At 61.6% G+C, this 22,147-nt stretch carries 18 protein-coding genes; 13 read left to right on the top strand and 5 right to left on the bottom strand.

Annotated features, from left to right (window positions below):
- The first annotated feature begins 98 nt into the window (after window positions 1-98).
- The 12 genes from FY528_RS03745 (at window position 99) to FY528_RS03690 (ending at window position 14,984) form a co-directional block, all read left to right on the top strand.
- Entirely contained in the window at window positions 99-1,214 is a 1,116-nt protein-coding gene (locus tag FY528_RS03745; RefSeq protein WP_149069649.1) for a PA14 domain-containing protein, read from the top strand.
- A gap of 163 nt (window positions 1,215-1,377) precedes the next feature.
- Window positions 1,378-2,505, top strand: coding sequence for an alkene reductase (locus tag FY528_RS03740; RefSeq protein WP_149069648.1), 1,128 nt, complete (start codon window positions 1,378-1,380; stop codon window positions 2,503-2,505).
- A 136-nt stretch (window positions 2,506-2,641) separates the two neighbouring features.
- Window positions 2,642-3,625: an SDR family oxidoreductase gene (locus tag FY528_RS03735; protein ID WP_149069647.1), complete on the top strand. Its 984-nt coding sequence runs from the start codon at window positions 2,642-2,644 to the stop codon at window positions 3,623-3,625.
- Between the two features lie 135 nt (window positions 3,626-3,760).
- Window positions 3,761-4,357, top strand: a complete 597-nt coding sequence (locus FY528_RS03730) for a gluconate 2-dehydrogenase subunit 3 family protein (RefSeq protein WP_149069646.1) — start codon at window positions 3,761-3,763, stop codon at window positions 4,355-4,357.
- 105 nt (window positions 4,358-4,462) lie between these two features.
- Window positions 4,463-6,139, top strand: a complete 1,677-nt coding sequence (locus FY528_RS03725; protein WP_149069645.1) for a GMC family oxidoreductase — start codon at window positions 4,463-4,465, stop codon at window positions 6,137-6,139.
- Window positions 6,140-6,153: 14 nt separating this feature from the next.
- Window positions 6,154-7,488: a family 1 glycosylhydrolase gene (locus tag FY528_RS03720; protein ID WP_149069644.1), complete on the top strand. Its 1,335-nt coding sequence runs from the start codon at window positions 6,154-6,156 to the stop codon at window positions 7,486-7,488.
- A 92-nt stretch (window positions 7,489-7,580) separates the two neighbouring features.
- Entirely contained in the window at window positions 7,581-9,020 is a 1,440-nt protein-coding gene (locus FY528_RS03715; protein WP_149069643.1) for a M16 family metallopeptidase, read from the top strand.
- 12 nt (window positions 9,021-9,032) lie between these two features.
- Window positions 9,033-10,526, top strand: coding sequence for a M16 family metallopeptidase (locus FY528_RS03710; RefSeq protein WP_149069642.1), 1,494 nt, complete (start codon window positions 9,033-9,035; stop codon window positions 10,524-10,526).
- A gap of 192 nt (window positions 10,527-10,718) precedes the next feature.
- Window positions 10,719-11,174: a hypothetical protein gene (locus tag FY528_RS03705; protein WP_149069641.1), complete on the top strand. Its 456-nt coding sequence runs from the start codon at window positions 10,719-10,721 to the stop codon at window positions 11,172-11,174.
- 81 nt (window positions 11,175-11,255) lie between these two features.
- The gene (locus tag FY528_RS03700) at window positions 11,256-11,990 is read left to right on the top strand and encodes an alpha/beta fold hydrolase (RefSeq protein ID WP_149069640.1); all 735 of its coding nucleotides are present in this window, start codon (window positions 11,256-11,258) and stop codon (window positions 11,988-11,990) included.
- Between the two features lie 106 nt (window positions 11,991-12,096).
- On the top strand, window positions 12,097-14,064 hold the full coding sequence (gene pulA, locus FY528_RS03695) for a type I pullulanase (RefSeq protein ID WP_149069639.1): 1,968 nt from the start codon (window positions 12,097-12,099) through the stop codon (window positions 14,062-14,064).
- Window positions 14,065-14,156: 92 nt separating this feature from the next.
- Window positions 14,157-14,984 (top strand): MIP/aquaporin family protein, encoded by an 828-nt coding sequence (locus tag FY528_RS03690; RefSeq protein ID WP_149069638.1) that lies wholly within the window; start codon window positions 14,157-14,159, stop codon window positions 14,982-14,984.
- A 62-nt stretch (window positions 14,985-15,046) separates the two neighbouring features.
- On the opposite strand, the gene FY528_RS03685 is transcribed toward FY528_RS03690, so the two are convergent.
- The 5 genes from FY528_RS03685 to ruvX all read right to left on the bottom strand — a co-directional run bounded on the left by FY528_RS03685 (window position 15,047) and on the right by ruvX (window position 20,102).
- Window positions 15,047-17,383, bottom strand: coding sequence for a patatin-like phospholipase family protein (locus tag FY528_RS03685; protein ID WP_149069637.1), 2,337 nt, complete (start codon window positions 17,381-17,383; stop codon window positions 15,047-15,049).
- Between the two features lie 80 nt (window positions 17,384-17,463).
- Complete coding sequence (locus tag FY528_RS03680) at window positions 17,464-17,835, bottom strand: DMT family protein (RefSeq protein ID WP_149069636.1); 372 nt, start codon at window positions 17,833-17,835, stop codon at window positions 17,464-17,466.
- Between the two features lie 94 nt (window positions 17,836-17,929).
- Window positions 17,930-18,904 (bottom strand): zinc dependent phospholipase C family protein, encoded by a 975-nt coding sequence (locus tag FY528_RS03675; protein WP_149069635.1) that lies wholly within the window; start codon window positions 18,902-18,904, stop codon window positions 17,930-17,932.
- 191 nt (window positions 18,905-19,095) lie between these two features.
- Window positions 19,096-19,695, bottom strand: a complete 600-nt coding sequence (gene def, locus FY528_RS03670) for a peptide deformylase (RefSeq protein WP_149069634.1) — start codon at window positions 19,693-19,695, stop codon at window positions 19,096-19,098.
- On the bottom strand, window positions 19,692-20,102 hold the full coding sequence (gene ruvX, locus FY528_RS03665; protein WP_149069633.1) for a Holliday junction resolvase RuvX: 411 nt from the start codon (window positions 20,100-20,102) through the stop codon (window positions 19,692-19,694). Before ruvX ends, def begins: the two co-directional genes overlap by 4 nt.
- A 358-nt stretch (window positions 20,103-20,460) precedes the next feature.
- On the opposite strand from ruvX, the gene FY528_RS03660 reads away from it, so the two are divergent.
- A complete protein-coding gene (locus tag FY528_RS03660; RefSeq protein ID WP_149069632.1) occupies window positions 20,461-22,140 on the top strand; it encodes a S41 family peptidase in 1,680 nt (559 codons plus the stop codon).
- The last annotated feature ends 7 nt before the right edge of the window (window positions 22,141-22,147 follow it).

Here is a 22,147-nt window from a genome sequence, read left to right as displayed (position 1 = left end):
CTATACGGCCCGAGGCCGTTGAGACGTTAACGAATGGCTGGGCTGGCCAACCACCAGTAATGCCTGATTCAGCTTATCTTTTATTCCCCTGCTTTTAGATGAAATACACCTTTACCTGGCTGATTGTACTGTTGAGCGCGGTCCACACGCTGGCGCAAACATCGGCTCTGCCCGTGGGTGACGGCCTCAAGGGGGCTTACTACAACGGGATGAATTTTGAGGAGCTGGTATTTACCCGTATCGATAAGCGTATCGACTTCAGCTGGGAAAAGCGCCCCCCGGGTCCGGACATGCCCAGCGACGAGTTTTCGGTGCGCTGGACAGGCTGGCTGCTAGTGCCGGAAACGGCGGAATATGAGTTTTCGACAGTGATGGACGACGGTTTCCGGTTCTGGCTGGGCGGCAAGCGGCTGGTAAATGCCTGGCGCGACCAAGACCACCTTACTCGCACCGTGCGCATCAAGCTCAAGGCCGGTCAATACTATCCTATCCGCATCGAGTATTTCCAAAACCACTTGGATACCCGGGCGCTGCTGGATTGGCGGCGCGTAGATTCCCCGGACGGATTTGAGCCGGTAAGCAGTGAAGTACTGTTCACGAGTCTGCCCCGCACGGCCCGCCCCATTCCCGTAGCCAAGCCCAAGCCTGCTCCGCCGGCTGTGGCCGCTCCCACCCCAAAGCCCACCCTCAAGCCGGTAGTAACCGCAGCACCCGTCCCGAAGGCGCAGACTGCCGTACGGGTGGAGCGGCGCCCCCGCCCTACGGCCCCCGCCCAGGCTACGGCCACCATAGCCGTGCCAGCCCGACCTGCTTCCGTGGCTACGCCTCCGGCCGCAACTCCCGACTCACTGCCCAACCTGGCTAATCTGGTGAAAGGCGAAGTGGTGGAATTGAAAAATCTGTACTTCGAGCAGGGGAAAGCCCGGCTTCTGCCCACCTCTCAGCCCGAGCTGAACCGCTTGGTGCGGGTACTTCGGGCCGAGGCCGCCGCCCGATTTGAAATTGCCGGTCACACCGACAACGTAGGGGATGCCCGGCTTAATCAGCAGCTTTCCGAGCAGCGCGCCCAGGTGGTGCGCCGCTACCTCGTGCAGCACGGCGTAGACTCCCTGCGGCTGACGGCCGTGGGCTACGGGGGGGCAAAACCCGTGGCCGACAACCGCGACCCGCGCCTGCGCCCCCGCAACCGCCGCGTAGAGCTGATTGCCCGCTAGGGCGTAACGAGGCCGCCGGCAAAAACCTGAGAAAGACGGGCGGGTTAAAGAAAAAATAAAGCGAAGAACGGGAGGTGGTGAAACATTCATGTAGCTACATGGGTTAAGGATGCTAGGTTTCACCAGCGAAGCAGCGCGGCTGTTTTCGCACACCTTTCTTCTCATGACTCAGACAACCAAAATCTTCTCCTCTTTTCAGCTAGGTGCCACTCAATTGCCCAACCGCATGGTGATGGCCCCCATGACGCGCAGCCGGGCGACCAATGCCGCTAACGTGCCAACTAATTCGGTAGTAACGTACTATGAGCAGCGGGCTTCGGCCGGCCTCATCATCACGGAAGGCTCCCAGGTTTCGGCCCAGGGCGTGGGCTACATCAACACGCCCGGCATCTATACCGAAGAGCAGGTAGCCGGCTGGAAGCGCGTGACGGATGCCGTGCACGCCGCCGGGGGCCGCATCTTCGTTCAGCTCTGGCACGTGGGCCGCGTTTCGCACCCAGCTTTCCACGGCGGCGAGCTGCCCGTGGCGCCTTCCGCCATTAAGCCCGAAGGCGTGAAAGCCTTTACCGGGCAGGGCTTCGAAGAAATTCCTACGCCCCGGGCTTTGGAGCTAAACGAAATTGCCGGCGTGGTTGACCAGTTCCGCCAGGCTGCCCGCAACGCCAAGCGCGCCGGGTTTGATGGGGCCGAAATTCACGGCGCCAACGGCTACCTGCTCGACCAGTTCCTGCAGGACGGCTCCAACCAGCGCACCGACGAATACGGTGGCAGCGTGGAAAACCGCGCCCGTTTCGTGCTCGAAGTAGTGCAGGCTGTGGTGGATGAGTTGGGCGCCGACCGGGTTGGTATCCGTTTTTCACCCCAGGGAAGCAGCAGCATCCAGGATAGTGACCCCGTGGCTACGTTCAGCTACGTAACCGAGCAGCTCAACCGCTTCGGGCTGGCTTATGTGCACGTTATCGAGGCGCTGCCAGGGCACCCTATGGCTACGCCGGGCGCACCCGCCGTGGCCGCGCACTTGCGTAAAATCTTCAACGGGGCCTTTATTCTGAACGGGGGCTACACCCAGCAGACGGCGGAAGAAGCCCTGGCTAACAACGAAGCCGACCTCATTGCCTTCGGTGTGCCCTTCATTGCCAACCCCGACCTGGTAGAGCGTTTCCAGCAAGGCGCCGCCCTGAATGCGCCCGATTTCAGTACTTTCTACGTACCCGGCGACAAAGGCTACATCGACTACCCCTCGTTAGAGGAAGCCGTAGCCGAGCCCGCCAACGACGTGTACCACGACTAGGCACCTGGCAACCTACGTAAGCAAAAGCCCTTTTCTGCCTGGCAGGAAAGGGCTTTTCTGTTCGTGTTTCTGCTGTTGAGCGGCTTCCCCGCAGAAATCTGCGTATGGAGGAGCTCTACCATCTTTCTGCGTATGTATGGCTGCCAAAAAAACCACTACTAAAACGCCGGCCGCTGCCGCCCCAGTTAAAACGGCCGCTACACCCGCCGCCAAAAAAGCCGCGCAGGCTGCGGCCGAAGCACCCAAGCCCGTAAAGCGCCCCACCGCCAAGGACATGAAGCAGCACGCCCAAAAGCTGCCTTACCCGGCCAAGCAAGCCGATATGAAGCTGCAACCGGGCATGAACTTCAGCACCTACCGGGCGGCCGGCAAGCTCCAGGATAAAATTGCCCTAATCACCGGGGCTGACTCCGGAATTGGGCGGGCCGTGGCCGTGGCCTTTGCCATGGAAGGAGCTCATGTAGCCGTACTCTTCAACGAAAACCAAGTGGACGCCGAAGAAACCAAGCGCCTGGTAGAAGCCCAGCAGCGCCGCTGCCTGCTGCTGCAGCTGGATGTGCGAGACCCGGAGCAGTGCCGACAGGCCGTGCGCCGCACTCGCGCCGAACTGGGCGGGTTGAACATCCTCGTCAACAACGCCGCGTTTCAGATGGCGCAGGAGAAGTTTGAAGACATTCCCGAGGAGCAGATCCGTCGCACCTTCGACACCAACATCCTGGGCTACATCTGGATGGCGCAGGCCGCCGTCCCGCACTTCACCAAAGACGACTGCATCATCAACACCGGCAGCATTGTGGGCCTCACCGGCAACCCGCTGCTCATTGATTACACGGCCACCAAGTCGGCCATTCATGCCTTCACCAAAAGCCTGGCCACGCACCTAGGCGAGCGGGGCATCCGGGTAAACTGTGTGGTGCCCGGCCCGGTCTGGACGCCCAACATTCCTGGCACCATGCCGCAGGAGGAAGTTGAAAAGTTCGGCTACGAGGTAGCCCTGGCCCGGCCGGGGCAGCCCGAGGAACTGGCCCCGGCCTACGTGCTGCTGGCTTCCCAGGATGGCTCGTTTATGACCGGCTCCCTGGTACACGTCACGGGCGGTAAGCTGAGCAGCGACCAGTAGCCCAAGCAGCGCCCTGCCGCAGAAAAGAAGTGCTTTCCCGGGTAGGGGAGGTACTTCTTTTTTACTTATCCAACAACCTTTAAACCAGGCCGGCGGTACTGCTATAAGCTCGTCCTTACCACTGCATGCTTTCCCATGTCCCAGTATCCCGCAGGCACCGTTCGCGCCCTACTTTCCACCGACCTTGTAACGCCGGCTACCCGCGCGGCGCTGGAAGCCCGGCTGGTTTCGGCCGCCGACCATGCGCCCCAGTTCTTCGACACGGCTACATATACCTTATTGGAAGCCGTGGCGGCCCGCATTTTTCCGCAGCCGGAGCGCGACGAGCCTATAGCGCTGGCGCCGGGCATTGACAAACGACTGGCCGCAGGCCTGGCTGACGGTTGGCGCTACGACGCTATGCCGCCCGACCGGGAAGCTTTCCGGCTGGGGCTGGGTGGCATCAATCAGGCCGCCCAGGCGCAGTTTCAGCAGCTGTTTGTGGCCCTGAATGACGCTGAGCAGGATGCAGTACTGGAGCAAGTGGCCGCCGGCACCGCGCCGGGCGAAAACTGGAAAGCAGTTCCGCAAAGCCGCTTTTTTGAGGATTTGCTGGCGGAGCTAACCGAAAACTACTACGCCCATCCGCTGGCCCAGGAAGAAATTGGGTACGTGGGCATGGCCGATGGGCCTGGCTGGCAGCGTATCGGTCTTAACGAACTCGAAGACCGGGAGCCGACAATGAGCGAATGAGTGATTGTGCGAATGAGTGAATCGGGCTGGCTGGACCTTTCTATCACTTCTTCCCGACAACTATAGCACTCATTTACTCATTCACCCAAATCACCCATTGAAAACATGCCCGACGAAGAAGTACTGGAAGAAGGCGTACTGAATCCCACCAAGCCGGAAATACAGGACCCGCTGCTGAAAAGCATTCTGGCCGAAAACGCCGCACCAGCCACAGCTCCAACTGAGCTGGAACAGCCGGCTCCGCTGCCCGAGCCCACAGAAATAGTCGACTGCGTGGTGATTGGCACGGGTGCGGGCGGGGCTCCGCTGCTGGCGCGCCTGGCCATGGCCGGCCTGAAGGTAGTGGCTCTGGAAGCCGGCCCGCGCCGCGACCCGGCCCGCGACTATGCCACCGACGAAAAAGCCCAGAGCTTCCTGTTCTGGAACGACGAGCGGCTGTCGGCGGGCCAGAACCCGGTGGCCTTCGGCAAAAACAACTCGGGTACCGGCGTGGGCGGCTCTACCCTGCACTACACCGCCTACACGCCCCGCGCCCACGCCGACGACCTCACCCTGCACCGCGACTTCGGCCAGGGCGTCGACTGGCCGTTTGGCATCGAGGAACTGGAGCCTTACTACGAGGAGCTGGAACACTTCCTGGGCATCAGCGGGCCCACGCCGTACCCCTGGAACCCGGGCCGCCGCAAAGGCTACCCACTGGCGCCGCTTCCCCTGAACGGCGCGGCCCAGCTCATGCAGCGGGCCTGTGCTCAACTGGGAATTCAGACTTCACCGGCGGCCAATGCGGCGCTGTCGGCGCGCTACTACCAAGAGGGCATTGGATGGCGCGAGGCCTGCACCAACCGGGGCTTTTGCCAGGCGGGCTGCAACCGTGGGGCCAAAGCCAGCATGGACGTCACCTTTCTGCCTCTGGCCGAAAGCTACGGGGCCGAAATCAGGGCCGATGCTTTCGTGACGGAAATTGAGCGAGATGCCGCCGGCCGGGTGACGGGCGTGGTCTACGAGCAACACGGCCAGACGGTGCGCCAGCTTTGCCGCCACCTGTTTTTGTGCGCCGGAGCCGTAGAAACGCCCCGCCTGCTACTGCTCAACGAGCTGGCCCTGAGCAGCGGCCACGTGGGCAAGAACTTCATGGCTCACCCGGGCATGCAGGTGTGGGGCACGTTCCCGGAAGACATCCGCCCCTACAAAGGCATTCCGGGCGGCTTGATTTCCGAAGACACCCACCGGCCCAAAAATGCCGACTTCGCGGGCGGCTACTTGCTGCAGAGCATCGGCGTAATGCCCGTCACGTTTGCTACCCAAATGGTACGTCAGCGCAAGCTCTGGGGGCAGGCCCTGCGTGACTACATGCGCAGCTACAACCACATTGCCGGTATTAACATCCTGGGGGACTGCCTCCCGCACGAAGCCAACTTCCTGGAGCTTAGCGAGGAGAAAGATGCGCGCGGCCTGCCCAAGCCACGTCTGCACTTCACGGCCCAGGAAAACGAGCAGCGCATGAACCGCCACGCCGAGCAGCTGATGCGCCAGATCTGGCAAGCCGCCGGCGCCACCGATATCTGGGCCTTTGAACGCTACGCCCACGTGATTGGCACGGCACGCATGGGCCTAAGCGGCGACGACGCGGTAGTTAACTCCTATGGCCGGGCCTTCGACGTGCCCAACCTCTACATCTGCGACAACTCCGTGTTTCCCAGCGCCCTCAGCGTCAACCCGGCCCTCACCATCATGGCCCTCAGCCTGCGCACCGCCGATAAGTTTCTGGCCAGCCTGCGGTAGCCAACAGCTCCAATATGAAATCCTTCCTCTCCCATATAAAGCAGCATTTCGGCCACGGTTCCTACGAGGGCGACGAGTACGGCGGCGCGGCCGGGCACGACGGCTCCGGCCTGCCCACCAACCTGCCCGGCAACTTCATGTTTGCCACGGGCATCGAATGCTCGTACCCTACTATTGCCAATGGTACCATCCGGCGCGACTTGCTGGCTGAAACCGACCACTACAACCGCTACCAGGAAGACCTCGCGCTGGTGCGGGAGCTGGGCCTGAAGGTGCTGCGCTACAACCTGCCGTACTACCTCATTCATAAGGCTCCCGGCCAATTCGACTGGGAGTTTGCCGATAAGGCCATGGCCGAAATCAAGCGCCTGGGTATCACGCCCATTCTGGATCTGATGCACTTTGGCGTGCCCGATTGGGTGGGTAATTTCCAGAACCCCGAGCTGCCGGTGCATTTTGCCGAGTACTGTGGGGCCGTAGCCCGGCGCTACCCCTGGGTGCGGTTCTATACGCCGGTCAACGAAATTTACGTGACGGCCCGGGCCTCCGCCAAGGATGGTATCTGGAACGAGCAGCTCAAGGACGACCGCGCCTTCATCACGGCCATGAAGCACATTGCGGCCGCCAGCATCATGGGCAACCAGCAGATTGCCAAGCACCGCCCAGACTGCGTGATTGTGCAAAGTGAGTCGGCGGAGTACATCCACGAGATGCGCGCCGTGCAAAGCCCCGAAATCCGGCTGCAAAACAAGCTGCGGTTTCTTTCCCTCGACCTGCTCTACGCCCACACTATCGACTCGGAAGTGCTGCTGTACTGCCTCGACAACGGCCTTACCCGCGACGAGCTGGAGTGGTTTATGGCCGGAGAGCCGCCCGGTTATCAGATCATGGGCAACGACTATTACGGCCGCAACGAACGGATTATCAAGCCCGACGGCAACTGGTGCGCGGCCGAGGACGTGCTGGGCTGGTACACCATGACCAAGCAGTACTACGAACGGTACCGCAAGCCCGTGATGCACACCGAAACCAACACCTTCAACGCCAAAGATGCCGAGTGCTGGCTCTGGAAGCAGTGGGTGAACGTGCAGCGCATCCGCCAGGACGGCGTGCCGGTGGTGGGCTTCACCTGGTACTCCTTGCTCGACCAGCTCGATTGGGACATCAGCCTGGCCGAGAAGCGCCTTTCCGTGAATGCCTGCGGCCTCTACGACCTCGACCGCAAAATCCGGCCGGTGGGAGAGAGCTATAAGATGATGATTCGGGAGTTTGGGCAGATAACCATGGTGCCCCACGGTGAAATGTTTGAGCTAACCGGCCGCCCTGCCACGCTCAAAGTGGAGAAGTAGACCTTAACAGGTAGGATACTACCGGTCGTTTGTAGAAGATTTTGTAGGTTGAGGACCAGTTTCCACGCATCGTTCACCCTAACCTCTCTTCTATGAAAACACGCATATCCGACCGTGGGTCGGTATGGGGCACGGCAGCCCTGCTGGCTGTGCTGGGCGCGTGCAGCCCTAAGGCTGCATCCGTTGTGAATACCCCGGCCTCAACGCCCGTGGCAACAGCTACTCCGGCAGCCCCCGCCGCTCCGGCGGCATCATCGTTCCAGATTCCGGTGGAGTACTACACTTTGCCCAACGGACTGAAGGTGGTACTCTCGCCCGACCACACCGCGCCCACAGCTACCGTGGCGGCCTACTACAACGTGGGCTTCCGCAACGAGCCCCGCGACCGGACGGGCTACGCCCACTTGTTTGAGCACCTCATGTTCCAGGGCTCCCAGAACCTGGGCAAGATGGAGTTCATTCAGCTGGTGCAGAAAAACGGCGGCACGCTCAACGGCTCCACCCGCTTCGACTTCACCAACTACTTCGAGATTGTGCCCGCCCACAAGCTCGAAACCATGCTCTGGGCTGAAGCCGACCGGATGCGCGGCCTCGCCATCAACCAGGCTAGCCTGACCAACCAGCAGGGTGTGGTGAAAAACGAGGTGCGCGTGAACGTGCTCAACCAGCCCTACGGCGGCTTCCCGTGGCTGGACATGCCCCAGTACGCCAACAAAAACTGGAACAACGCCCACAACTTCTACGGCGACCTGAAGGACCTGGACGCTGCCACGTTGCCCGACGCGCAGGCCTTCTTCAAAACCTACTACGCGCCCAACAACGCGGCCCTGGCCATTACGGGCGACTTTGAGCCCGCCGAGGCCAAAGCCTGGATTGAGAAGTACTTCGCCAACATTCCGGCCGCTACTCAGCCGCCCAAGCCCGACATTACGGAGCCGCGGCAGGAAAAGGAGCAGCGCTTCACCAAGGACGACAAGCTGGCAACCAAGCCCGCCCTGGCCTTCGCCTACCACATGCCCGACCGCAACACGCCGGAGTACTACGCCCTCATCCTGCTCGACCAGATTATGCTGCAGGGCAAAGACTCCCGCCTCTACCAGGCTATGGTGCAGAAGCGCGGCCTCACCGACAACGTGAGCGGCGGCATAAACTACCTTGGTAACGCCTTTAACTACTCCGGCCCCATGCTGTGGATGGGCGACTTGGTATATGACAACACGGTGAAATCCGACTCCGTGGTGAGTGTGCTCGACCAGGAAATCAACCGCCTGGCTAAAGATGGCATCGACCAGAATACATTGGACCTGGCGGTGGTGAAGCTGCGCTCCAACCTCTACGACCAGCTTTCCGGCTTCGGCCGGGCCGATATGCTGGCGTCGTTTGCCTTGTTCGACAACAACCCCGCTCGCATCAACGAGCTGGAGGCGGAGTTTCGCAAAGTAACGCCCGCCGTGATGCAGCGCGCCGTGCAGGAATACCTGCGGCCTACCAACCGCACCTTGCTCATCGTCAACCCGCTGGCCAAAAGCTAACCTAACCACGCCATGAAAATCCTAGTAAACGGGCTGCTCTGCGTGGCCCTGGCTTCGGCCGCCGCCCCGGCCGCCCTAGCCCAGACGAAAGTCAAGGTAAAAACCAAAACCACCGGTGCGGCGCCCGCCAAACCGGCTGTAGCCGCAACTCCCGCGGCTGCGCCTGCACCCACCACGCCCCGCGAAACCCCGCCCGCTGGCGGCACCCCGCGCGACTTCAAGCTGCCGGCCAAGGAAGAATTTACGCTTTCCAATGGCCTGAAGGCCAAGCTGGTGCCCTACGGGCAGGTGCCCAAAGTCACGATGATGGTGGCCATTCAGGCCGGCAACGTGCACGAGGAAGCCGGCCAGGTAGGCGTAGCCGATTTGCTGGGCAAGCTGTTGAGCGAAGGCACTGCCACGCTCTCGGCCCAGCAGCTGGCCGACAAGGTAGCCCGCATGGGCGGCGACCTGAGCGTGTCGGTGGGCATGGACCAGACCCAGATCTATGCTTCCTGCCTGAGCGAGTTTGCCCCCGAGCTGTCGGCGGTGCTGGCCGATGTGGTGCTGCACCCCACGCTGCCGGAAAGCGAGTTTGCCCGCGTGAAAGCCGACTTCAAGCGTCAGATGTCCTTGGCCCGCGCCCAGCCCGGCACCCAGGCCCGCCAGAAGTTCACAGCCGCCCTCTACGGCACGCACCCCTACGGCCGGCCCATTCCTTCCGACGCCGAAATTGATGCCCTCACGCTGGCCCAGGTGAAGAACTTCTACCAGACGCAGTTTGGTGCCCAGCGCACGGCTGTGTTCGTGGCCGGCAAGTTCGATAACGCCGCCGTGCGCGAGGCTATTACCAAGGCCTGGGTGAGCATGTCCAAGGGCCCGGCCCCCCACATCGAAATTGCCAAGTCCCAGACCCGCCCCGACATCACCACGCTGGACCGGCCCAATGCCCCGCAGTCGACTATCGTTATCGGTCTGCCCACCGTGGACCCCTCGCACCCCGACTTTATTCGGACGCGGGTAATGAACTCCCTGCTGGGCGGCTCCTTCGGCTCGCGCATCACGCGCAACATTCGGGAAGACAAAGGCTACACCTACTCGCCCTACAGCTACCTCGAAACCCACTACCGCACCGGCAACTGGAGCCAGAACGCCGACGTGACCACCCAGGAAACCGGCAACTCGCTCAAGGAAATTGTGTATGAGATTGAGCGCCTGCAGAAAACGCCCCCCACAGCCGAGGAGCTGAAAGGCATCCAGAACTACGAGTCGGGTATGTTTGTGCTGCGCAACTCCACGCCCGGCGGCATCATTGGCCAGCTCAACACCCTGGAGCTGCACGGCCTACCCGATTCTTACCTCACCGAGCAGGTAAAGAACATCAACGCCGTAACGCCCGAGCAAGTGAGCGAAACCGCCCGCAAGTACGTGCGCCCCGAGGCCATGACCATCGTGGTAGTCGGCGACAAGAAAATCATCGACCCGCAGATCAAGAAGTTCCAGGCCTCCCGCAAGAAGGCCCTGTAGCGCCAATTGATAGTTTGATTAGTAAAAAGCCACCCGGTATATCCTGGGTGGCTTTTTTTATGTCTTCAGCGTGGTGGCAGCAAGCAGTGGCAGCGCCAGTCATGCAACGCGCTGCTGCTCTTCATGCTCTTATAGGCAGATGCGGCTAGTGCATCGTTCCGTCCTTTCTACCAACTCAAACTTACCTGCCCGATGTACACCTTTTGGCGCACCGCCGCATTCGGCCTGCTTCTCACGCTCACTGCCAACTGCCAGAAAACCGACCTCGCCCCAGCCGTGGTGGTCGATGAAGACCCCGCCGCCCTGCGCACGCAGTGGGTGTGGGTAGCCGACGAAGGCGGACTAAGCGGCCAGGGTCAAACACCTGCCCCGGGCTACCAGCTTACCTTGCAGTTCAAAGCCGACGGTACCCTAGTGGAATACGTAAACGGCCAGGAAATCCGGCGCACCACCTACGCCCGCGCCATCGAAACTACGCTGCTGTACCACGACCAGCGCGACATCATTACCATCAACCCCAGCGCCGCGCGGCCGGATATGCGCTACATCATCGAGAAACTATCGGACGGTGAGCTGGTGCTCCGCGAAGACGTATTTGATGGATTTACGCGCACTTTTCGGGCTCAGCAAGCGGTAAATGCTCTGTAAGTGAAGTTTCAGGCGGCTTAGCAACGGACCTGCCGGTAAGGTAGGAGGCCAAGTAGAGGGCTTCTGCCGTACAAGGCAGCTATGTCGCACGCACTCTCCTTTATCGGCCTGCATTACTGGGCGGGCGCCGGTCATGCCTTTCAGCCGGTTGCTGATGCCCTTGGCTCCGAGTATGCCTTTTTTGCTCCTGACCTTGGAGGCTTTGGCACGGCCCCGGCTCCGCGCGCTGGTTACTCCGTAGATGCCTACGCCGACGAGGTAGCTCAATTTATTCAGCAGCAGCCGGTGGGGCGCTACGTGCTGGTGGGCCACAGCATGGGTGGGAAAATTGCTCTGGCTTTGGCCGCACGGCACCTGCCCGGCTTGGCAGGGGTGGTGCTGCTCAGCCCTTCGCCACCCACGCCCGAGCCCATGACCGACGAGGACAGGCAAGCCAGCCTGCGCGCCTGGGGCAAGCCGGCAGCCGCCGAAAAAACGCTGCGTAAGATTACCGCCCGCCCGTTGCCCCAGGCCTGGCAGAAGCAAATAATAGCCGACAACCTCCGCAGTAGTCAGGAGGCCTGGGAGGCGTGGCTGCTGCACGGGAGCCGCGAGAATATTGCCGACCGGCTGTGGTCTATCAACGTGCCCTGTACGATTGTGGCGGGTGATGTCGACGCAGTGATGTCGCCCTCGCTGCACGGGCTGGAAACACTGCCCTTGCTGCCAGCGGGCACTCATCTGGAGATTATCAGCGGGGCGGGGCATTTGCTGCCCTACGAGGCTCCCGAGGAAGTAGCCCGGTTGCTGCGCGCGTTTGCGCAGGGCTTGGAATAGCTACTGCCAACGTATGGAATAGCAGCTTGAAAAGCCGACCTTCGTTAGCCACGTTTTGTTTGCTATGAAGTTACGCTCGATCTGCCTCCTCCTGTTGTCTCTAGGCATGCTCACGACCTGCCGTACCGCCCGCCTCACCGATGCCTATTCGGCCTTGCCCACCTACGACGGACCCGACCTGGGGTTGACCTTCGTGCGCGGGCAGGCGAGGCTGCGGGTGTGGGCTCCTACGGCCGAGAAGCTGCAGCTCAAGCTCTACACCGAAGGCACGGGTGGCACCCCAGTAGCCGAGTACGCCATGCAGAAATCGACTGGTGGAACCTGGACATATACGCTGCCGGCCCAGCCGCCGGGGCGTTTCTATGTAGTGCAGGCCACCATTAAAGGCAAGCAGCTGGCTGAGGTGCCCGACCCATATGTGCACGCCGTGGGCGTGAACGGGGAGCGAGGTGCTTTGCTCGACCCGGCCATGGTAAGCCCCACGGAGTGGGACGACGACCGGCGCCCCCGCTTGCGGCAGGCTACCGACATTGTGATTGGCGAGCTACACGTGCGCGACCTATCCATGCAGCCGCAGTCGGGAATCCAGCAGAAAGGTAAGTTCCTGGGCTTGGCTGAGCTAGGCACGCGCGGCCCCAGTGGCGTGAAAACCGGCCTCGACCACCTCTCTGAGCTAGGCATCACCCACCTGCACCTGCTGCCCACCAACGACTTCGCCTCGGTGGATGAAAGCCGTCTGCAGGATAACCGCTACAACTGGGGCTACGACCCGCTGCATTATTCTGTGCCCGAGGGCTCTTATTCTTCCGACCCGACCGACCCGGCGGCCCGCATCCTGGAGATGAAGCAGCTAGTGCAGAAGCTGCACCGCCGCGGCCTCCGGCTGGTGCTGGACGTGGTGTACAACCACACCGCCAATGCCGCCCGCAGCTCCTTCGAGCAGCTGGTGCCCGGCTACTACTACCGCCACAACGCCGATGGTAGCCTTTCCGATGCCGCGGCCTGCGGCAACGAGGTAGCCTCCGAGCGGCCTATGGTGCGCAAGCTCATCACGGAATCGGTGGCGTACTGGGCGCGGGAGTACCACGTGGATGGGTTCCGGTTTGACTTGATGGGCATTCTGGATATCCGCACCATGCGGGCTGTGCGCGTGGCCCTCGACCAGATAGACCATTCCATTTTCGTGTATGGCGAAGGGTGGACGGCCGGTGCCAGCCCCCTGCCCGAGGCGGAGCGGGCCCTGAAAGCCAACGTGCTGAAGCTGGACCGTATTGCCGCGTTTGGCGACGAGCTGCGTGACGGGGTAAAAGGCCATTTTGCCCGGCAGGCCGAGCCCGGCTTTGCCAGCGGCCAGCCCGGTCTGGAGGAAAGCGTGAAGTTTGGTATTGTGGCGGCTACCCAGCACCCCCAGCTTGACTATGCCAAGGTGAATTACTCGAAAGCGCCCTGGGCCAACTCCCCCGCGCAGGCCATCAACTACGTGGCCTGCCACGACGACCGGGTGCTCTGGGACAAGCTAACGGTGGCCAACCCGGGCGCTTCGGAAGAAGAGCTTATCCGCATGGATTTGCTTAGTAATACCATTGTGTTCACCTCGCAGGGGGTGCCGTTCCTGCCCATCGGCGACGAGTTCTTGCGCACCAAAGGTGGCTCCCACAATTCCTACAATCTGCCCGACAACGTCAATCAGCTCGATTGGGCGCGCAAAGCGCAATACCCGCGCGTGTTTGAGTTCTACCGTCAGCTGATTGCCCTGCGCCGCGCCCACCCTGCCTTCCGACTGCCTACGCGGGAACTGGTGCAGCAGCACCTGGAGTTCTTGCCTGATCAGCCGGCTACGACCATTGGCTACCGCCTGCTCAACCACGCCGGCGGCGACGAGTGGGGAACCATTGTAGTGCTCTTCAATGGCAACCGGCAACCAGCTACCTTGACGGTGCCTGGCGGCCGCTACTCCGTGGTATTGGCCGGCGACCAGATAAACCCGCAGGGCATCAGGAAGCTGGAAGGAACCGGAGCCACGCTGAGCGTGGAAGTACCGGCCTCCTCGGCCATGCTGCTGGTGCAGCCCTAACCCACCTCGTGCCGTGCCTGGGAGCTGAACCATAGCAACCGAGCCGGGCGGAGGCCGTTTTATCAGGCAAGCGTTGTCCTGAACCTGTTGCCATGTCTTTTGCCGCTCTGCGCGCTGCTTTCCGTCGCCATTGGCCGCACTACCTGGCTGAAGCCGCGGGCCTGGCGTTTTTTGTGACATGTGCCGGCTTGCTCACCATGTTGCTGGAACATCCGGCCTCGCCGCTCACCCCGTGGCTACCGAGCGCGAAACTGGGCCGCCGTGTGCTTATGGGGCTGGGAATGGGCTTGGTCATCACGGCTATTGTGTACAGCCCCTGGGGGAAACGCTCCGGTGCCCACATCAACCCCGCCGTTACGCTGGCTTTCTGGCAACTGGGCAAGCTGCGTACCCCCGATGCCGTGTGGTACGTGCTGGCGCAGGTGCTTGGAGCTAGCACGGCGGCATTCCTGTTGCGCCTGGTGTTTGGCGACTGGTATGCGCACCCTGCCGTGAAGTTCACCGTTACGGAGCCCCGCCCAGTGCCATATGGCACTCTGGTGGCCTTCGGCGCGGAGTTCGGCATCTCGTTTCTGCTGATGCTGGTTCTGCTGCTGTTGCTGCACTCGCGTAAGCTTAAGCAGTACACGGGCTGCATACTGGGAGCATTATTAGCCTTGTACATCATCTTTGAGACGCCTCTCTCAGGCATGAGTCTGAACCCCGCCCGCTCCCTGGGCACCGCCTTAGCGGCCGGGCGCTACCACGGGCTGTGGCTTTACTGGGCAGCGCCTCCGCTGGCCATGTGGCTAGCCACGGTGCTGTTCCGGTACTTTTACCACGGCGAAGACTTGGAATGTGCGGTGCTGGCGGGCTGCGGACCTAGCCCCGCCTCCCCGCACGCCGTCGGCGAGGAGCCGCCCCTGTATCCCACGCAGTAAGGGAGTTTCTAGTTTCGGGTTGTTGATTCACTCGAATTCGACCAGAACCAGAAATTAGCAACTTAATCCAATGACCGGTCCCGGAACAGCACGTAGCCGATGTGGGCAAACACGCCAAAGCGGTGTTCCCGCTCGTCGTACGTGATGAATTGCAGGGAAGCCGGTCCCACGGGGGTTTCATAGGTGAAGCCCGTCATGGCCGTAAGGTAAGGGCGGCTGATAGATTGTTTGCGGTTGGCCAGCAGCGGGTTCGTAGCCTCTCTTTCCCAGGGGCGCACCAGTACGTGCGCGTACACTGAGGTGCGCCATTCCACGGGCCCGAACAGGGCCTGCACGTAATGCAGACCACCGGCCGCGTAGGCCGTGCCCCGGTACCGGTCGAGGAACAGGGTGCGGGAATCGGGGAGGGGCAGGAAGGCCGGGGAAGCTGTGAGAGAGGAGCGGTAGGTAGCAAATTTCCCCTGGGTAGTAGCCACCAGATCAGTGGTGAACCCCCACGATTTGGTGCGTACTCCTACGCTGTCGACCTTGTTCAGGGAGAAAAACTGCTCAATAAAGGCGCTGGCCCGTACCCATTGGTGGTTTTTCTTCCGGCCCGGAATATCCAAGGCAGTAGTACCGGGGTCGTAGTTTTCTACCGCCGACACTCCCCGGAAGCCAAACTCCACGCGACGGCCCAGGGTAGCGTACTGTCGCCGGTTCTGGGAGTTGCGTTCGAAGCGCAGCGCCGCCGTGAAGCCGCTCAGGCTGCTTTGGTCGAGGCTGGCATCGGAGCTGAGCTGGTCGGTATTGGCGAACCGGTCGCGGTTGGTAAATGCCCCGCCCGTAATAATATAGCGGCTGCGGTAGTTGGGGCTGATGCCAATCTGGATGTTGGTAACCAGGTCGCGCTGCTGAATCTGGGTGGTTTCGGTGTTGGTACCCAGCAGGCCGCCCGTGTCCTGGTAGTTGAAGTTGTTGAAAGTAATCTGAGGTTGGATGTACAGCGGGAACCGGCCCGGCACGCTGATGCGGAACGCGGCGTGGGCCCCGTTGTAGAAACGCCCCACTGTGGCGTTGGCCTGCACGGTGTAGAGGTAGCGGTTGAGGTAGCGGAAAGAGCCGCCCAAGTAAAAGTTGCTCATGGAGCGCGTGGAAAGCAACACGCCGAGGTCAGCGGTGAGGTTATTGGCTTGGCGGGCATCCACGCTCAGCACGTAGCCTTTCTTCTCCTTATCGTACATCACGCGCGGGTATACATTGGAGAAGAAGTCATTGTCTACCAGTGTGAAATACCCTTCCTCAATATCAGAAGGCGTGTAGCTGCTGCCGGTGCGCCGGAAAAAGCGCCGCACAAACTCCTGCTGCTCGGCCGGCAGGCCCTGCACGTTGATTTGCTTGAAATCGGGACGTGGGGCCTGCTCCTGAAAGGCGCGACGCCGCTGCTGCAGGGCAACGGTATCTTCCCGGCGCGGAATCCGGCGCAGCATCAGCGCCAACTTGGCCTCGGCGGCGGTTTCGCCCAAGTTCACCAGCTTCTTCGCGCGGTTAAAGTCGCCCGCGCCGTAGCCCTCCAGATCCGGCTGGATGAAAATGCCGTTGCGGCCCACCGACAGCGTATCGGCTACGTTGGAGCCCAGAAAAATGAGGGTGCCGGTCAGCAGCTGGTCGTCCTTGTCCTTGGGATACTGCTTGTAAGCCACGTCGCCCACGTTTACCCCAATCATGATATCGGGCTTGAACTCTTCATTCATCACACCCGTGGGAAAGTTGTCAACCACGGCCCCGTCGAAGAGGTAGCGCCCGTCGGTTTGCCGAATGGGGCGGAATGCCAGCGGAAAGGCCATGGAGTTGCGCACGGCATCGGCCAGGGAACCACTACGCTGCACTACCCGCTTGCGCGTGAATACCTCGGAGGCCACTGCCCGGTACGGCACCAGCAGCTGGTCGAAGTTATAGTCGGAAATGGCCCCGGCGGGCGCCAGCATGGTGGCTAGCTGGTAATTCAGCGTGGCGTCGTTGATGAGCCGGGGCGTGATACGCGTCTTGAATTTGCTGTCGATGGCCAGACCCAGGTGCAGGGCGGCCGGGTCGGCGTCGGTTTCAAAGTAGTTGTAGACCTTGCCCGTGAGCGGGCGGTTGGCCACCCAGTCCTGAAACGCCTGACTCAGCACAATCTTCTCAATTTCCTCGGGCGAGTAGCCTGCCGAGTACATAGCCCCCACAATGGCGCCCATGCTGGTGCCCACAATGTAGTCGATGGGGATGCGGTTTTTCTCCAGCACCTTCAGCACGCCCACGTGGGCCAGGCCTTTGGCGCCGCCGCCACTCAGTACCAGCCCCACTTTTTGGGCCTGGGAAGTAGAAATGCTAAGCAGCAGCAGCAAGCCGCTCAGCCAGGAGTAGAGTTTTCGTTGCATAGACAGGGAAGGAGCAGCCGGGATAAGGTGGCCCGCTTCCTACGCATACCAGAAGGCGAAGTTGTAGCCTACGGAGGAGCTTACCACTTCCGGAAAATAACATACACGGCGGCCACCAGCAACCCAAAGCCCAACACGTGATTCCAGCCCAGTTTATCGGTTTTGAAGACGTACACGGCGCACAGCGTAAACACGGTGAGGGAGATGACTTCCTGAATGACTTTGAGCTGAAATAAGCTGAAAGGGCCGCCATTCTCCTCGAAGCCGATGCGGTTAGCCGGCACCTGAAACACGTACTCGAAGAACGCCAGCCCCCAACTTACCAGCACGATGCCCACAATGCCCAGCTTGCTAAACCACGGGAGCTTCTTGAACTGCAGGTGCCCGTACCAGGCAAACGTCATAAACAGGTTGGATACCGTGAGCAGCGCTAACGTAAGCAAGCTTTTCATAAGGTGACATCGTAAGTTGAATGGTGTACTGGCGCTAACCCCGCCTGTTGGCGCAAATTGCGCATAGTGTACGTCAACTCACGATTGTGGCCGCTCAATCCGTGTGGCCGGGGGCATTAGTAACCGGGGCTTGCTGAAGCTGCTCGGTTTCGCGGGCCAGGCGCTGCTGCTCTTCGGCCGAAACAGCGCGGGGCAGGTTGCGCAGGTCGGGCTGGCCGGCATCTACCCAGGCCGTGTACCAGAAGGCCCCCACCAGCCGCACGGCCAGGCGCATCTGCCGCTCCACCTGCCCATTCAGGCGCTGGTGGTACTCCCGGCTGAACTCACGGGAGTAAGTGCGCACCGTGGCGTTGCCGCGCTGCTCGAAGGTGTACTTTTTGTCGTCGGGGAACTTGGCCGTCAGTTCTTTCTCAAACCGCAGCACTGAGTCGACGGCGTTGCTGGAGCGCGTGACGGTGGCCCAGATGGTAGCTGTTGGACGTTCGATGTACGGCGCGGGCCCGGTGAAAAAGTCGTAGCCCCCAGCCAGCAGCTCCGGCAGGCGGCTTTCCCAGAGGCCGTGTATACCGCGCTGCCCGGTAAGCTGCCCGTTGTAGTTGTGGGTGGTGTGCAGGGGCACGCAGGCGTCGGCCACGTAGTGCCCCAGGTCCGCCGATACGCTCAGAATCCGGTCGGCATTGCGGCTGCGGAACGCTTCGGTGAGGCGGTTCTTCATCACCACCACGTGCCAGGGCACAATGCCGTGGCGCTGGAGCGTATCGAGGCTGTAGCGGGCCACGGCATCGGCGTAGTTGCGCGGGAGCTTGTAGGCCGCGCTGTCTCCGTACACATCCAGGTCGATGTAGTGGCGCGGGGCTTCCTCGGGCACCACGGAGCGGCGCGAGTCGGGGCGGGTGGCGTTTTCGGTGAGGTAGTCGATGTTGCTCTTATAGAAGCTCAGCAGCTCGGGCGGCAGCGTGTATACGGCTAGCCGGTTGATGGTGCGGTGCCCGAAAAATCCCCACGCCTGCGGCCGTTGCGGCCATAGGGCTAATACAAGCGCAAGGAAAACGGCCGCTATACGAGTCATAGAGCAACTAGTCAGATACAGGTAGAAGAAAGATAACCAGGCTTTTCGGGACCACCAAATAGCCATTGTCCGGCCCGCGGACTAATGAGCCCCGCGCCGGTTCATTCAGTCAACCGCGGCCCAAAAAACAGCCCGGCCGCCTGCATCACAGGTAGCCGGGCTGGATAGCCATAGTGCGAGAAAGAAGCGCGTTACCGCCCGCTCTGGCCAGCAAACTTCATGCGGTAGTCGGCCTTCACGTCGCCTTTGCTGATGCGGGCCAGCTTGCCCTTGAGCAGCTGCTTTTTCAGGCCCGACACGTAGTCCGTAAACAGCACGCCTTCCAAGTGGTCGTACTCGTGCTGAATTACGCGGGCCGTCATGCCCGTGAAGGTCTCCTCGTGCTGCTGGCGGTTTTCGTCTTCGTAGCGCAGCACAATGGTGGGGTGGCGGTACACCATCTCGCGCACGCCCGGAATGCTCAGGCAGCCTTCCTCGAAGCCCCATTCCTCGCCGGTTTCGCTTACCATCTGTGGGTTGATGAAGGCCCGCTTAATACCCGTTTCGGCTCCGGGCTTTATCTCCCCGGTTTCTTCGTCCTCATCGTCCACCATGGGGGCCGAGTCGATAACGAACAGGCGCACGCTCCGGCCAATCTGGGGGGCAGCCAGGCCTACGCCGTGGGCGTAGTACATGGTGTCGTACATGTCGCCAATCAGCTTTTTCAGCTCTTCCGGTGAAAAGTCGGCGGGAATATCCTTGGCGCGGGCTTTGAGCACCGGGTCGCCAAAGGCTACAATGGGGTAAATCATCGGGAATTCAGAAAAGATTGCAAAATGAGCGTGGCCGACACCCGGTCGACGGTGGCTTTGTCGCGCCGGTCTTTCTTGGAGAGGCCCCCGGCCAGCATGGCGGCGTGGGCCATACGGGACGTAAACCGCTCGTCGATTTCGTGCACCGGCACTTCCGGCAGCTCGCGGCGGAGCGTGCGCACCAGGCCTACGGCGGCGCTGGTAGCATCGGTGGCCTCGTTGCTGAGGGTGCGGGGCATGCCTACCACCAGCGCCGCCAGCGGTTCGCGCTGGTGATACGCCTTCACGTAGGCTAGCAAATCCTGGCTGTGCACGGTTTCCAGGGGCGTGGCTATGATCTGCAGCGGGTCCGTCACGGCCAGACCTACCCGCTTGTGGCCGTAATCAATAGCAAGAATGCGGCCCATGGGCAACTGGCAAAGCACAGGGCAGCCAAGGCCGGCCCCGCAGGTGAGGTGCAAAGATACAACTCAGGCGTAAACTATTGGGGCGGCTACGCTACTGCGCAAGCGTGGCCGCGGGCCTGCCTGGGCCACCCGGGCTGCTGGGAATAGTGCTACTGCCGGGGCCGGATGACGCGGGCACGCATGCTGGTTGTTGACGGGCAACGCCCAGCTGCATAAGTGTATGTACAGTGATTTGCGCAGCCGGGGCGCAGGTAGAGCCCAAGCTCACTTAGCAATGGTGGAAAGAGTTGAGGAGCTGCATATTCCCGGAAAAGTTTCAGTAGTTTTGAGCAACACCGACTTCCTTTACCCCGCGTACATGGCAGGAATTCTTACCCGCTTAATTCAGACTGTGTTTCCCGCTCCGGGTGTGGCTGTGCGTCGGTGGCGCCAGCCGCTCCTGCTTGGCACGGCGCTGGTTGCCGGGGTGCTGCTGGGTGCCGGGCGGTTTCAGCCTTCCCGCCAAAACCCCGAAGGCACCCTGCGCGGCTACCTGCGCTTTCGGGAAGTGCTCAGCCGCGTCGACGAGGAGTACGTGGATTCGGTGGATGTGGAGGGGCTGTCGGACTTTGCCATTGCCCGCATGCTGGAGCGGCTGGACCCCCATTCCACGTTTATTCCGGCCCGGGAGCGGGAGCAAGCCTCGGCCTTCCTGCAGAGCGACTACGACGGCATCGGGGTCGAGTTCAACCTGTTTCGGGACACCGTCACCGTGATAGCGCCCCTGGGGGGCGGCCCTGCCGAGCAGGCCGGCCTGCAACCCGGCGACCGAATTCTGGCTGTAAATAACCAGCCGGTTTCGGGGCGTCACATCACCATGAACCAGATGTTTGCGAAGCTGCGCGGGCCGGCCGGCAGCGTAGTGCAGCTGCAACTGCTGCGCCGGCCCGGCACCAAGCCCCTGCAGCTGAGCATTCCGCGCAACCGCATTCCCAACACCTCCGTCGAGGCGGCATATCTGCTGGACGAGCGTACGGGCTACATCAAGATCAGCCGCTTTGCCAGCGGTACCTACGACGAGTTTAAGCAGGCACTCGGCGACCTTACCCGGGAGGGCATGACGCAGCTGGTGCTGGACTTGCGCGGTAACCCCGGCGGCTACCTCGACCGGGCCACCAAGCTCACGGATGAGTTTATTGCCGGCACCCGCAAGCTGGTGTACACCGATGGGAAAGGGGACCAGTTTGATACCCAAACGTATTCGCGGATAACCGGGGAGTTTGAGGAAGGAGCGTTGGTGCTGCTCATCGATGAAGGCAGCGCCTCGGCGGCCGAGGTGGTGGCCGGCGCCCTGCAGGACCACGACCGGGCGTTGCTGGTGGGGCGCCGCACATTTGGCAAGGGCCTGGTGCAGCAGCCCATTGTGCTCAATGATGGCTCCGAGCTGCGCCTGACCATAGCCCGCTACTATACGCCTTCGGGGCGTTGCATTCAGAAGTCGTACGCGGAAGGCGCCGCCGCTTATTCCCAGGAGCTGCGCAACCGGCAGCGGCAAGGAGAGTTTCAGCACGCCGACAGCATTCACGTAGACGACGCCCTTCGCTACCGCACCGACCACGGCCGCACGGTATACGGGGGGGGCGGCATCACGCCGGATGTGTTTGTAGCCCGCGACCAGGCCTCGCTTTCGCCATACTATGCGCGCCTGCAAAGTCAGAATCTGGTACGTGAATATGCCCTGCAGTTTTACCAGAACCACAAAGCCGAGCTGGAAGCCCTGCGCTTTGAACAGTTCCAGGCCTCCTTCCAGATAAGCGCGGCCCAACTGGCAGAGCTGGCCGACCGGGCCGAAGAGGCGGGCATAGCGCCCGATGCGGCCGCGCTGAGCCAGTGTGCCCCGCTGCTCAGCAACCAGCTGAAAGCCCATATTGCCCGGAGCGCCTACGGCAAACCCGCCTACTACATGGTGCTTAATACCCGGGACGCGGAATTGCAGGCCGCTCTGCAAGCCGTAGCCGATGGACGGGCCATGATTGCCCAGAACCTGTCAGACCACTAGCTGGCTG

It is taken from the genome of Hymenobacter lutimineralis (assembly GCF_008271285.1).
GTDB classification, from domain to species: Bacteria; Bacteroidota; Bacteroidia; order Cytophagales; family Hymenobacteraceae; genus Hymenobacter; species Hymenobacter lutimineralis.
This window is presented reverse-complemented; position numbering and strand designations above follow the sequence as displayed.

What these genes read in the sequence shown, in the direction of transcription:
- FY528_RS03745 (WP_149069649.1), top strand. Translation starts at nt 99, where the DNA reads ATGAAATACACCTTTACCTGGCTGATTGTACTGTTGAGCGCGGTCCAC.
- FY528_RS03740 (WP_149069648.1), top strand. Translation starts at nt 1,378, where the DNA reads ATGACTCAGACAACCAAAATCTTCTCCTCTTTTCAGCTAGGTGCCACT.
- FY528_RS03735 (WP_149069647.1), top strand. Translation starts at nt 2,642, where the DNA reads ATGGCTGCCAAAAAAACCACTACTAAAACGCCGGCCGCTGCCGCCCCA.
- FY528_RS03730 (WP_149069646.1), top strand. Translation starts at nt 3,761, where the DNA reads ATGTCCCAGTATCCCGCAGGCACCGTTCGCGCCCTACTTTCCACCGAC.
- FY528_RS03725 (WP_149069645.1), top strand. Translation starts at nt 4,463, where the DNA reads ATGCCCGACGAAGAAGTACTGGAAGAAGGCGTACTGAATCCCACCAAG.
- FY528_RS03720 (WP_149069644.1), top strand. Translation starts at nt 6,154, where the DNA reads ATGAAATCCTTCCTCTCCCATATAAAGCAGCATTTCGGCCACGGTTCC.
- FY528_RS03715 (WP_149069643.1), top strand. Translation starts at nt 7,581, where the DNA reads ATGAAAACACGCATATCCGACCGTGGGTCGGTATGGGGCACGGCAGCC.
- FY528_RS03710 (WP_149069642.1), top strand. Translation starts at nt 9,033, where the DNA reads ATGAAAATCCTAGTAAACGGGCTGCTCTGCGTGGCCCTGGCTTCGGCC.
- FY528_RS03705 (WP_149069641.1), top strand. Translation starts at nt 10,719, where the DNA reads ATGTACACCTTTTGGCGCACCGCCGCATTCGGCCTGCTTCTCACGCTC.
- FY528_RS03700 (WP_149069640.1), top strand. Translation starts at nt 11,256, where the DNA reads ATGTCGCACGCACTCTCCTTTATCGGCCTGCATTACTGGGCGGGCGCC.
- pulA (WP_149069639.1), top strand. Translation starts at nt 12,097, where the DNA reads ATGCTCACGACCTGCCGTACCGCCCGCCTCACCGATGCCTATTCGGCC.
- FY528_RS03690 (WP_149069638.1), top strand. Translation starts at nt 14,157, where the DNA reads ATGTCTTTTGCCGCTCTGCGCGCTGCTTTCCGTCGCCATTGGCCGCAC.
- FY528_RS03685 (WP_149069637.1), bottom strand. Translation starts at nt 17,383, where the DNA reads ATGCAACGAAAACTCTACTCCTGGCTGAGCGGCTTGCTGCTGCTGCTT.
- FY528_RS03680 (WP_149069636.1), bottom strand. Translation starts at nt 17,835, where the DNA reads ATGAAAAGCTTGCTTACGTTAGCGCTGCTCACGGTATCCAACCTGTTT.
- FY528_RS03675 (WP_149069635.1), bottom strand. Translation starts at nt 18,904, where the DNA reads ATGACTCGTATAGCGGCCGTTTTCCTTGCGCTTGTATTAGCCCTATGG.
- def (WP_149069634.1), bottom strand. Translation starts at nt 19,695, where the DNA reads ATGATTTACCCCATTGTAGCCTTTGGCGACCCGGTGCTCAAAGCCCGC.
- ruvX (WP_149069633.1), bottom strand. Translation starts at nt 20,102, where the DNA reads ATGGGCCGCATTCTTGCTATTGATTACGGCCACAAGCGGGTAGGTCTG.
- FY528_RS03660 (WP_149069632.1), top strand. Translation starts at nt 20,461, where the DNA reads ATGGCAGGAATTCTTACCCGCTTAATTCAGACTGTGTTTCCCGCTCCG.